The following is a 12,465-nucleotide window of genomic DNA, read 5'->3' as shown; positions in this document are numbered from 1 at the left end:
TATGTTTTTCATCCTACAAATGAATCATGTTTTTATTTTATGTACTTGTCGCTAAACTCCATATATCACAAACTAAGGAACATGATAATCGAATGATGTATTCGTTCCATCCACGGCTACATTTAGTACGACATCGTTCAATCTGCCTCTCACTTGCAACGGACACTCTGCCACACCAGAGAATTCAAGTTTACCTGTATAAGTTGTACGTGGCTCAATTTGGATTGGAATGGCCTTTAATTGAACCGATCTCAAGGAATTGGATAGGGGATCATCCTCATTATGATAACTTCCTGCCAAGTCAGGCTTCACCATTGCAACTACCGGTGAGCTGCTATAATTTTTCAAAGTTAACTCACAGATTGCCAGGGTCTCTCCATTGGACGACACATCATAAACACAGGAACTGTTATTCTGCATATAGGCTATCCCGTTCATCCCCCCGGCTCCCCATTTCACTACATACATGACCTTATCCGTTACATAAGAATAACTGATTATGAGAACTAGAACCGCAATCCACAATCTTCTCGCCAGTATTGGAAATTCAAGCATCATCTCCTTGCGTGTGAGATAATACCCGCAAGCAAGTATGCCAAGCCCAAAGAACATCGTGATATGTACACCGCTCAAATAGGATGTAGTATAAGGCGAAATACCAATGGATGATAACAACGAATCACCTACCGAAAAACCAAGGTGGTGCTTAAAGGTAAAGATGATGGCAAACAACAGTAAAGCCCCTGAGAACACAAGCCTTGTTCTCGACATGTGCACACCTCCTAATTAACCACCTTATTATATCATATTTTTCCTATTTTTGATGAACAACCCAGACGAAAAAAAAGGAGTTATCGGTTATAACCGATAACTCCCTTGGAATGCCCTGCCAGATCAAGGCGATTTGTGAATGGCCCTGTCAAAAACTATTTACTTCATTTTATTTTTTAGCCAGGAATGCATCCAACTGCTCCTGTTTAGCTGCGATAATTTTATCAATACCTGCTGCTTTTAACTTTTCCAGATACTTAGGAATCATTTCATTTGGATCAACAGCACCCGAAGTCATGCCCGGCTTAAACTGTTTGTTTACGTTATTAACAGCCGCAATTTCGTTTTTAACCGATTGGCTGTTGAAGGTGAAACCAAGAGCAGGCGATTTTACCCCTTTGGCATTAAACTCTTTGAACTTCTCCCATTTCTGTGGATCTTCGTTATCCCATAGGTAGTTCAGGAACTGATTACCCAGCTGCCATTGTGCACCTGGATTGTAGGTACGACTGTTCGCATCGACACCATCAGGCAATTTGATGATGTTGTCTTGGCCTTCTACTTTTACATAGTGTTTGCCTTCAATACCGAAGTTAAGCAGGTTGTTAATCTCTTTGTCCGAGTGAAGCAAGTTAATCACCTGCATCGCTTTCTCAGGCTGTTCCGAAGAGCGCGAGATCGCAAGCATCGCACCTGATGCATCCCCTGTTGTAATCGTTGGACTTGTCATCTCAATTTGCGTGAGCGGATGACCAACATAACCTTCTTCTTCCTTGTCTTTACCTGGCTTCATACCATCCGTCCACATGAAGGCTTTTCCGGCTTTCGCCTGGTCTTTCGGGAAAACATTGGATGTTGCTGCATCACTGTTGATGTAGCCTGCTTGATACCATTTGCGCGCAAGCTCGGCTGCTTGTTTGAACTCCGGTGTTTCCACTTCGTTCAGTACAGTAGTGGAGCCAGCTGTCTTGGAAATGACACCCGGTACTGATGCATCACCGAGATAATCCCAGTCCAGATTTTCCAAAAGTCCGTTACCATTAGTGTTGGACATATAGAATGGAGTAACAGACGGTTCGTTTTCCTTAATCGTTTTGAGCAATGGCTCCAGATCAGCCCACGTTTTTACTGCGGTCAGATCCATCTTGTATTTGTCAGCCAGATCCTTGCGTACCAGTACGCCGCGTGTAGCTGCAAGTTCCTTGTTTGTTGGTACACCATAGTTCACGCCATCTACTTGAGAACCTTCCAGGAAGGCAGGATCCAAGTTTTTCTTAATATCCTGACCATATTTATCAAGCAGGTCATTCAAAGGCAGGAATGCGCCCTTGGCTACGTTTACCGTATAGTTCTGCCAAGCAGCGGTGAAAATAATATCTGCTTTTTCTCCAGAGGAGATCATCAGATTCAGCTTATTATCCCATTGGCCCCAGTCAACAGCGTTGATTTTGAGCGTAGCTCCGATCTTTGGCTCCATCTTTTTGTTGATTTCAGCTTCTACAAGCGCAACATCTTTCTGAGGTGTACCTGGATAGAACAATGTGACCTCATAAGGTTTAGCCCCTTCCTTATTCGGTGTGTTACCTTCCGCACCTGGAGTTGCTGATCCCCCTTTGTCGGACGAACAGCCAGCAAGCACCAACGCCAGTACCATAGCCGCGGCTGTCATGCGTGACCATACCTTTAACGATTGAACCAAATTGAACCCCTCCTGTTCATATAGTGGACCCTTTTACCGTTTTGCCCCAATTCCTAATAAAACGGTAAAGCATTTCTGTATATGCCCTTTCGTCTATCTTCAGTTAAACCTTGCCACTCCACTAACCGGTGAGAGTCATCCTTTCACAGCACCTACTGTAAGTCCTTTGATGAAATAACGCTGGAAGAATGGATACGCCAGTACAATTGGACCTATACCGACGACAGCCATCGCCATTTGCAGCGTTTTGTTTGGCAAATTCAGAATTCCACCTTGTGACGAGATCTGTGAAGAGACGTTGGAGTTGGTTGTTAGATATTGAATATCGAGCAGCGTCCGGTACATAAGGTACTGAAGGCTGATCGTCCGGTTATCGGAAATGAAAATCATGCTGAGATACCAGTCATTCCAGTAATTCAGCGTACTGAACAGTGCCACGGTAGCCATTACTGGTAAAGAGAGCGGTAGTACAATTCGCCAAAATGTTTTGAATTCACCTGCTCCATCAATGCGCGCAGATTCCAGAATAGATACCGGAATGGAGTTCGCGAAGAACGTACGCATGACAAGCACAAAGAACGGAGATAACAGCAGTGGCAGAATAAGTGCCAGGATCGAATTTTTCAGATCTAGCACATTAACGTAAACCAGATACCAAGGGACCAGACCTCCGTTAAACAACATGGTGAAGAAGATGAAGAAAGCGAACCAACCCCGATATGGCAAATCTCTACGCGAGAGCGGATAAGCATATAGTGCGGTCAGAGCTACACTCGTAATCGTACCCACGACTGTAACAATGATAGAGATTCCATACGAGTGGATAATTTGATCCATATCTTTAAACAGGAATTCATAAGCCTTCAGACTGAATTGCTCAGGAATAAGCTTGTAACCATTCGCTACAACCGTTGTCTCGTCTGAGAAAGAGATGGCGAAGACCAGTATGATCGGCACGATACAGGCAATGGCATAGAATAGAAACATGAAATGAATGACGGCTGCGGAACGCTTGGATACCGCTAATGGATCACGTGTTTTCACAACTGACTTGCCTCCTCTCAAAATAGTGCATTATCTTTGTCGATCCGCCGAACGATGGTATTTGATACCAATACAAGCACAAAACCGACAATCGCTTGATACAAACCTGCTGCAGAGGACATCCCGATGTCACCGCCAATAAGGAATGTCCGATACACATACGTATCGAGTACGTTGGTTACCGGGAACAGTGCGCCTGATTCCAGCGGAACTTGATAGAACAAGCTGAAGTCTGCATAGAAGATACGTCCGATCTGAAGCAGTGTCATAATGACAATGAGTGGAATTAGAAAAGGGATCGTAATAAAACGAATCTGATGCCACTTGGATGCGCCATCAAGCACAGCGGCTTCATAATACTCTTCGTCAATGCCCACTACTGCCGCAAGATAAATGACAGCATAATAACCGATATTTTTCCACGTATTCACAAGCGGCAAGATGTACGGCCAATACTTTGGTTCAGAGTACCAGTCAATCGGCTGTCCTCCGAACATCTGCAGAATGGTTGAATTCATGAACCCCGAGTCCTTGCCGAGGAAAGCCAAAACGAGATAACTGACTACGATCATCGATAGAAAATAGGGCAATAACATCAGAGACTGATACAGTTTGGACATCGCTTTGTTTTTGACTTCATTAAGCAAAATAGCGAGACCTACACCGACAAACAAATTAAGTGCAATAAATACGGTGTTGTAGGCAAGGGTATTTCGCGTAATCTCCCATGCATCGCTGGTTGAGAACAGGTACTTAAAATTGTCCCAGCCACTCCAAGGGCTTCCCCATATTCCATCCGCATAGTTTACATTCTTGAATGCGATCAGAACGCCAAACATCGGCATATAGTTGTTAATCAACAAAAATAGGATACCTGGCAGAAACATCAGGTATAACACCTTGTACTTGCCCAGATTGTACAACACGGACTTGCGTTTTCGAACCGTGCCTTCTGGTATCTCCGATATGCGTACGCCCTTACCCGCTTGGGGTTGTGTCTTCATAACGTGTTCTCCCTCACTCCTCTTGAATTCTTCCTCAGGATGAAGCTCCGTGCGCCTCCTGTGGTTCAAGTATACGGCGGGGAGATCAAGTCCACTATCTGCTGTGGTGACCTGTTCAATGATCAAATTATGACTTTCACTTCAATCAACATAAACAAAAGCGCAGCATGCTGCGCCTGATCACATCGTTTTGGATTGTTTGCGAAACTCTTGTGGAGTGATGCCTGTGCATTTTTTGAACATTTTCGTAAAATGAGAATAATTATAGTAGCCGACCTTGCCCGCGATATCTGTAACTTTAACTGTGGATTGGGACAGTAAGGTTTTTGCCATGGCCACTCTGCGCTGAAGGATGAACTCGGACAGAGACATCCCTTTTTCCTTGCGGAACAAACGTGACAGATACGCCGGGTTAAATCCGGCAAAAGCAGCGAGTTCCTCCCGCATTAACTCTTCACCGATATGATTTTCAATGTAAATACATAACTGATCCACAATCGACATCGGGTTCTGATCGTCCGGATACAATACTGGAATAACACGATCAATGAGATCCAGTGTCCACTGCTTTAACTGCGGCAATGACCTTGTCACCATCGTTTCTTCCGGCTCCCGTTCTCCAGGATATAAGCTCCGAATAGACACATTGTTCTGGTGTAACAGCGGATAAACGAGGTGCAGCATGGCATGATAGTATAGTTGTAGCATCTCCGGAGACAATCCCTCCTGTGCCGCAAGCAACTCAAAAATCTCGTCCACACGCTCACGTAGATCGTTCACTTTGCCTGTCTCTAACAGGATGGATAGCTCCGAGAACCATGGAATAGGTAAGAATCGATCTTCATGACCTCGATCCCGCTCATCATATACAAAAACCTCTTCCAATTCCCTAATGTTGCGTCTCTCCATCTGCATTAGTTCATTTAACATACCTTGCAGCTCTGTTACGGCTACCGGCGCACCTACATAGCAGGACAGACGACAGTAGAAGTATGTGCCGCACTCTTGAATATAACGCTGACATCGCAGCTCCGCCTCACTGGTAGCAAGAATGTTACCGTCTTGTTCGTAGGCCAGCACAATGTTTAGTCCACTGTGATCCTGAAACACTTCACCGGGTTTGTCGCCCAGCACTATTTCTCTAGCTGCATTGCGAAGAGCGTATTCCAGTACTTCCTCATCGCGCAGATTAAACTCACGGACCCATTCCTCCACTGAAATCACGATCGGCAGAACTCGCACCTCGGAATCAATCTCGGCTCCGTACAATTCTGCTAGTTCCTGCAGCCGCTGTGGTGTAAGCTTACTACGCTGGGATACGGCATCCTTCCAAAAACGTTCCGTCAGTAGAGGTTTATGGGTTTTCCAGCGTTTGTATACGCTCTCGTAAATTTCATTGGTCCGTGTGCGCTGCTCCCCGTCTTTGATCCTCTCCAATGCGCGTGTAACCACTTTGAGCAGTTGATCTGCGGGAGCAGGTTTTAACAGATAATCGAAACTGTTCAGTTTGATGGCAGTCTGCGCATAGTCAAATAAGGCATGACCCGTTAAAAATATTGTTAATATGCCGGGATCATGCTTCAATACCCAACTCTGCAAGTCAAGTCCGGTTTCCCCAGGCATCTCGATGTCACAGATCAGGATGTCGATGGCACTAGTTCGAATAACTTGCCTTGCCTCTTCGACATCACACGCTCCGAACACCCGATCTATTCCGGCTGCCTTCCAGTCAACTCCCTCCAACATCGCTTCCAGAGCATACACTTCATCATCCACGATCAACAGGTTCCGCATAAGTTCCTCCTTCTTGCTCCTCGGTCTGAGCAGGCAGATTAATGCTTACTGCAGCGCCTCCGTCTAACCCATTTTCAAACGTTAGCCCCGCATCGGGACCATACTTCACCAGTAGTCTGTGAGCAACGTTCCATATTCCAATATGCTGCCCCCCAGGATCTTTGGCATATTCTCCCCGTTGCAGCTGCGTCAGGAGTTCTGGTTTGAACCCCACACCGTTGTCCATGATCTGAAGCTGGAGCAGCCCATCTCTATCCTGACTTCTCCATCCTGCATCCAATCGTGCAGTAATATGAATCACAAATGACTCCGTTCTGCGTTGAAAACCATGGATAATTGCATTTTCTACAAAAGGCTGGATCGTGAGTGGCGGCATCACATAATGCCCCGCATCGGTATCGATATCAAGCTCAAAATCCAGCTTGCTCGGGAATCTTAGCTTCTGAATTTCAAGATAATGCCGGATATGCTCCATCTCTTCATTCAGCGTGATCACTCGTTTGCCCGCTCGTAAGCTCGATCTGAAATAATCAGCAAGATGACCTGCCATCTGCTGCACCAGTTCATGTTTTTGCAAGGAGGCCAGGCTATGGATAATATTCAGGGAGTTCAGATAGAAGTGAGGATTAATCTGCATCTGCAACTGTTTGAACTCTGCCTCACGAGTACGCAGTTTCTCCTCATACACATCAATCTTCAGATGCTGAATCTCTTGAATCATCTGATTAAAGCTGCGTGTGACGAACTCCAATTCTGACGAAGATGGCGCTTCCAATTTCACATCCAATTCCCCGCGGCTGACTCTCCTCATTCCCCGGATTAAGGCATTCATTGGACGGAACAGAAGCTGCCTTAGGAAGAACAGTGCCGTAACCAAAATAACAGCCGCCCCAATGGGAAGCAGCCTGATGATCTGCTGGAAAAACGGCAGATTGCGCATCATATCTTCCTCTGGCAATAACACAACATAACTCATCTCGGACATGGCCGAGGGAATGCCTACCATCAGATACTGACGAGCTGTGCGGCCCGGTTCAGAGATGACCTGATATGGACTCTCCAAACCGTTCAAATGATTGGCAACCAGCTTGATCTGTCCGGTATTTAATGTTGAATCAGATAAAGCTCTGCCATCAGGTGTTACGATAACGGCTCCACCTCGATCTCCTGATCCAGTAAACTGCTGCGAGTCATTCAGTGCATTCATATCGACTAGTGCCCCGGCATAAAACTGCTGATTGATCCGCACCGTCTTCACAAGTGCATTGAACGATCCTCCGCGGACAATGCTCCATTCCGGTCTCTGAATGTCACCCTCCAGCTGCCGCATCTGAGCAGGCATATTGCGCTGCACCACCGATTTTTTAATATCATAATTGCCGGCAGTCGCCAGAAGCAGATCATCATTCACCGCATCATATAAAAAGAACGAATCAATGAGATTGTAAAAACCGATATCGGTCATAAACTTGTTCATGATTCGCTGCTTGGCAATAATATAGTCTCCACTTCCGTATGTGAGGAAGAACAGGGAGATGATATCGGGATCTCGCTCACCCAAACTATATAAATATCGATTGGTCTCTTGTAATACGCGTTCATTTTGCTCCACATTCTTGGCCAAATGATTCATATTCGTGAGGGATACCTTATCACGTACCACTTTCATGGCATACACATTGTTGTAGTATAGCAACATGAACAGCGGCAGCATAATTAGCGTTAGCCCCACAATAAATTTAAAGCGCAATGAACGGATCAAGTTCATAGATTACCGTCCTTTATATTCAGTCTGATCTGAACTTTTCTGATTTCTACCTTAATATGGCATGTATATTGTAATCACCTCTGATTAACGTTGTCTATCAGATTCGGTGACTCTCAAATGTGTGTTCTTGTGACTTGATATCTACGTCTACCATGATTTTTGACTGCTTCGTTCCACTCATATAATTCTCTGGTTGTAAAAAAAATCCTGCTGTATACACAAATCGAATTGAAGACGAACACTCTGCTCTATCGTCATTTATGAAAATAGGACATTCCTTTATTTTCTCACAACCTCCACGAACTCCTGGTGTTGGCATGCATAGGATATATCACTCCCAGGGCAAATGACCAGGGGGGCAAGGAGGTTGTCATCATGATGAATATTCAACTCGTCCCGTTGCATTATGTTTATTTAGCGTTTATCGTCCTGATTATCGCTGTTATGATTCGGCGCAGAGATACAACGATTATCTGTGTTGCAGGCATTATGACCATTGGACTGCTGGCAACCGAAACGTTAAGTGGCTCTGTCGCTGGAGTCTTTAACAGTTTTATATACGCTACAAAAGAATTGTTGAGCACGATCTTTATTATTTCAATTATCGTTGCGATGAGCCGTGTACTGATTAGAACAGGCATTAATGAAGTGATGGTGGCTCCCCTTACCCGATTCATTCGTACACCTCAAGCGGCATATTGGGGCATCGGACTCTTTATGATGGTGGTGTCATTATTTTTCTGGCCTTCTCCTGCTGTAGCATTGGTTGGTGCAGTACTTCTTCCCGTAGCGGTAAGGGTGGGATTGCCTCCAATTGGAGCCGCTATAGCGATGAACCTATTCGGACACGGGATTGCTCTATCGGGTGATTATATTATTCAAGGTGCCCCGAAGCTTACAGCGGATGCAGCGGGTCTGCCTGTTACATCGGTCATGACGGCCAGTGTTCCTCTTGTCCTCGTCATGGGTGCTGTATCGACCCTTACGGCTTTTTGGATGATATGCAATGAAATGAAGTTGACACGTGGACTCAAACAAGATTTTGGGTATATGAAGCAACCTGAATCACATACCGACCAAGCATCGCCGTCGCAAGTCCAAACCATGCCTCTACGTCTAAGAAAAGCATTCGCTCTTATCATCACGCTGTTATTCGCACTTGATGTAGTCCTGATGTTTGTACTGAATTTGCAAGGCGGGGATGCAACAGCTTTAATCGGTGGCACAGCCGTCAGTATTCTGATCGTAGTCTCGCTTGTAGCACACCGATATAACGGGTCAGAGGAAACCACCCAGTATTTAATTGAAGGCTTTCAATTCGGATTCAAAGTATTCGGTCCGGTCATTCCGATTGCCGCATTCTTTTATCTTGGGGATTCTGCCATTACACAGTTATTTGCTAATCCACTTCCTGAAGGGTCACACGGAATTGTTAATGATCTGGGGGTTGCGCTTGCAGGGCTTGTGCCTCTGAATGGAACTGTCGGGGCAATTATGATGACTGTCACAGGAGCAGTGACAGGAATGGACGGCTCAGGTTTCTCAGGAATCTCCCTAGTCGGTTCTATTGCGGCTATGTTTGCAGGCTCAACAGAATCAGCTCCGACACTTACTGCACTGGGTCAGGTCGCGGCCATCTGGGTTGGGGGCGGAACGTTGATTCCTTGGGCATTGATTCCGGCGGCAGCAATCTGCGGGGTTAACCCGTTCGAACTGGCGCGCCGCAATCTAAAACCAGTTATGCTTGGATTAGCTGTAACGACAATTGTTGCTATTTTTCTAATCTAATTGGAAACGACGTGTTTCACTCGTCCAACTTGCCCGTTTGTCAATCGCACTTTGATACCATGTGGATGTGACGGAGACTTGGTTAACAGATCTTTGACAAACCCTCGAGTCAATTTGCCCGATGACTGATCCTGCTTCAGTACGATGTCGACCTCCAGACCCGGCCTGATGTCTGCTCTCTTTTGTCCATTCATTTCTTCACCTTCTCTTTGACGAATTTCAATATACCAGATAAATTATCAATGACTAATATGAGCTACTCTTAGGACTTCATCTATTGTAGACGTTTGAACTGCAAAACGAAAGAGCAGCACAAATTTCTGCACAGCATCACCTGAATCAGCATCATTAAATAAACAGCAACGCGACTTATAAATCTAACAAATAACTCTAACACACAAAATAACCGCAGCACCCGAACCATTCGGGGCTGCGGTATAGATGAGCCTAATAACATCGCCTATAAGCATACCTATCTTTAAAATGAACGGTTGGTGGTTCGTTGGCAGTTGTTAATGGTTTGCTGAGCAATCCATCATATTTAATATGACCGCTTCCCTTAAGGCAATGAGGTCGACATGCCATCTTTAGCTGCTTCACGAGCTTTCACAGCAAGCAGTTCAGATACGGTCACGAATTGATATCCTTGCTCCTGCAGCTTAGGTAGAATCTTTCGCAGGGCATCGATCGTGTGGGATTTGCCTACTATTTTGTCATGAAACAAAACAATATCACCATTATGTGCATTCTTCAAAACCTTGCTCACAATGGCTGATACGCCAGGTAACGCCCAATCTCGAGTATCTTGATGCCAGGACCATAATATGATAGTGTACCCCTTCTGCTTAGCCGCATTAATCACCATCTCGTTATAGTACCCTCCTGGAGGTCTGAACAGGAGTGGACGCTCTACACCTGCCTCAACAATCGAGGCTTCCGCTGCTTCTATGTCTTTCATGTACTGACTTGCAACCGTTGAGCGAACCGCATACGTATGTGCAAACGTATGATTGGCAATTTCATGCCCTTCGAGCTGCTCCTGTTTAATGATGTTAGGGTACTTCTCTGCCCATTTCCCGAGTACAAAAAAGGTTGCCTTCGCTTGATACTGCTTCAATATAGCCAAAATCTCAGGTGTCTGAACAGGATCAGGTCCATCATCAAAGGTCAGAGCGATCAGTTTGTTCTGAGTGGGAACTTCCCATACAATCTCTCCACGCTCTTCATAATACTGACGATTCTTCTGCACTGGCTTGGCATACGCTGAACTTGATAAACTGCTCAGCATCATCACAATGAGTAAGAACATTGCGGTTAATCGGTTAGCTCTCAGACTCATGTCGTATCCTCTCTTTATTCATAGGTATACTCTCCGTTAGCATTTCCCGATTCCTGCAAACTCATGAATGATAAAGCTAATCATTCTTCAGAGCTGTCGCTTGAACTGCGTTTAATGGACAAGACCTAAACATTTTGATTGATGTTATATAAGATGTACAATATGTTAAGGACCATACTCTTTCAGAAAGGAACATTTCAACTATGGCTTTTGGGATTACTCGAAAGGAACTTGCAGCGTGGAAAGAGCAGGTGGATCGCGGTGAAATTGCCTATCTTACTCATTTTTGGATCGATAACAGGTACCCAGGAATAACCAGCGTCACCAAAGTCGGATGCGCAGATCTGAATCGTCTGGAACAATGGTGTCGTGAACATGGTTTAGACCCCCGTTACATTCATCGAAGACAACCCTTTCCACACTTTGATCTAATCGGCAACAGACAAAAAGATATCTTGAAGCAGGAAGGTCTGAGCGATCATATATCCCGTTTTCGTCTGTGATGCTGCTGAAACACCAAAAACGCCAGTCTTCACGATTCATGCCTGCAACGAGGGACGAATACATGAGGACTGACGTCTGTCGGATATCTCATACATTAACGATAGGTCTGCTCCAGAGACTTCATTTTCTCTAGCAGCTTCATTTCTATTTTTTTGAGCATGCCCAGCATTAACTGCTGTTCTTCTTCCGTAAGCGCTTGTAGCAATTCCCATGTCATCCGTCCTCGGTTAGCGTTTAAGGTTTTGGCCAATTGCTCACCTTCTTCCGTTAAGGAAAGCCACACAATTCTGCGGTCCTCCTCGCTGCGAACCCGCTGTATCAAGTTCTCACTTTCCAGCTGATTGAGCACAATTGTAGTTGCTCCGGATGACAGACTAAGTTGTCGCGCTACATCGACAGCCATGCAACGTTTTTCACGTAGAATCATACCCAATATATGGCTTTTCGTTGGATTCAGCTTGCAGTTATTTTCCGACTTCTGCTGCTGGTCCAATACTTTATTTTTATATCTGAAGAAGGCCTCTAACAATTGATCGACGTTTGCCAATTGCGAGTTTCGCTCCGTATTCGGGCTCATATCCGTTCCTCCTGCCTTTCATCATAACCTGCCTTTTATTGTAACATATTTACACACATTTGGGTTTGGAAAAAAAAACGACGTATCCTAAGGATTGATGTGACCAATCCTTATATGTATTGAGAATTACAGTCTAGCCTATTGTGTATATAGGATACTTTGTTTATAATAACGTAT

Annotated in this window: 11 protein-coding genes; 2 read left to right on the top strand and 9 right to left on the bottom strand. The window is 45.0% G+C overall.

From position 1 onward, the window contains the following. Window positions 1-72: 72 nt before the first annotated feature. From PQG66_RS02725 to PQG66_RS02700, 6 genes are all read right to left on the bottom strand, one after another. Entirely contained in the window at window positions 73-771 is a 699-nt protein-coding gene (locus PQG66_RS02725) for a hypothetical protein (protein WP_272034820.1), read from the bottom strand. 169 nt (window positions 772-940) lie between these two features. Continuing rightward, window positions 941-2,470, bottom strand: coding sequence for an ABC transporter substrate-binding protein (locus PQG66_RS02720; RefSeq protein ID WP_272034818.1), 1,530 nt, complete (start codon window positions 2,468-2,470; stop codon window positions 941-943). Window positions 2,471-2,605: 135 nt separating this feature from the next. Beyond that, a complete protein-coding gene (locus tag PQG66_RS02715; RefSeq protein WP_272034816.1) occupies window positions 2,606-3,514 on the bottom strand; it encodes a carbohydrate ABC transporter permease in 909 nt (302 codons plus the stop codon). Window positions 3,515-3,531: 17 nt separating this feature from the next. After that, window positions 3,532-4,518, bottom strand: a complete 987-nt coding sequence (locus PQG66_RS02710; protein WP_272034814.1) for an ABC transporter permease — start codon at window positions 4,516-4,518, stop codon at window positions 3,532-3,534. Between the two features lie 180 nt (window positions 4,519-4,698). Beyond that, on the bottom strand, window positions 4,699-6,312 hold the full coding sequence (locus PQG66_RS02705) for a response regulator transcription factor (RefSeq protein WP_272034812.1): 1,614 nt from the start codon (window positions 6,310-6,312) through the stop codon (window positions 4,699-4,701). Further along, entirely contained in the window at window positions 6,287-8,080 is a 1,794-nt protein-coding gene (locus PQG66_RS02700) for a sensor histidine kinase (RefSeq protein ID WP_272034809.1), read from the bottom strand. Before PQG66_RS02700 ends, PQG66_RS02705 begins: the two co-directional genes overlap by 26 nt. Window positions 8,081-8,458: 378 nt before the next feature. On the opposite strand from PQG66_RS02700, the gene PQG66_RS02695 reads away from it, so the two are divergent. After that, the gene (locus PQG66_RS02695; protein ID WP_272036426.1) at window positions 8,459-9,868 is read left to right on the top strand and encodes a hypothetical protein; all 1,410 of its coding nucleotides are present in this window, start codon (window positions 8,459-8,461) and stop codon (window positions 9,866-9,868) included. On the opposite strand, the gene PQG66_RS02690 is transcribed toward PQG66_RS02695, so the two are convergent. Further along, window positions 9,865-10,062, bottom strand: coding sequence for a YwbE family protein (locus PQG66_RS02690; protein ID WP_272034807.1), 198 nt, complete (start codon window positions 10,060-10,062; stop codon window positions 9,865-9,867). The two genes, PQG66_RS02695 and PQG66_RS02690, sit on opposite strands and share 4 nt — an antisense overlap. Before the next feature lie 365 nt (window positions 10,063-10,427). Beyond that, entirely contained in the window at window positions 10,428-11,207 is a 780-nt protein-coding gene (locus PQG66_RS02685) for a polysaccharide deacetylase family protein (protein ID WP_272034805.1), read from the bottom strand. Between the two features lie 203 nt (window positions 11,208-11,410). Between PQG66_RS02685 and PQG66_RS02680 the strand changes: the two genes are divergently transcribed. Then, window positions 11,411-11,710: a hypothetical protein gene (locus PQG66_RS02680; RefSeq protein ID WP_272034803.1), complete on the top strand. Its 300-nt coding sequence runs from the start codon at window positions 11,411-11,413 to the stop codon at window positions 11,708-11,710. Between the two features lie 95 nt (window positions 11,711-11,805). On the opposite strand, the gene PQG66_RS02675 is transcribed toward PQG66_RS02680, so the two are convergent. After that, complete coding sequence (locus PQG66_RS02675) at window positions 11,806-12,288, bottom strand: MarR family winged helix-turn-helix transcriptional regulator (RefSeq protein ID WP_272034801.1); 483 nt, start codon at window positions 12,286-12,288, stop codon at window positions 11,806-11,808. Window positions 12,289-12,465: the final 177 nt, after the last annotated feature.

The sequence above is a fragment of the Paenibacillus sp. JJ-100 genome (assembly GCF_948329825.1).
In the GTDB taxonomy this organism is placed as follows: domain Bacteria; phylum Bacillota; class Bacilli; order Paenibacillales; family Paenibacillaceae; genus Paenibacillus.
The sequence above is the reverse complement of the archived record's forward strand: the minus strand, read 5'-3'. Positions and strand labels throughout refer to the sequence as shown.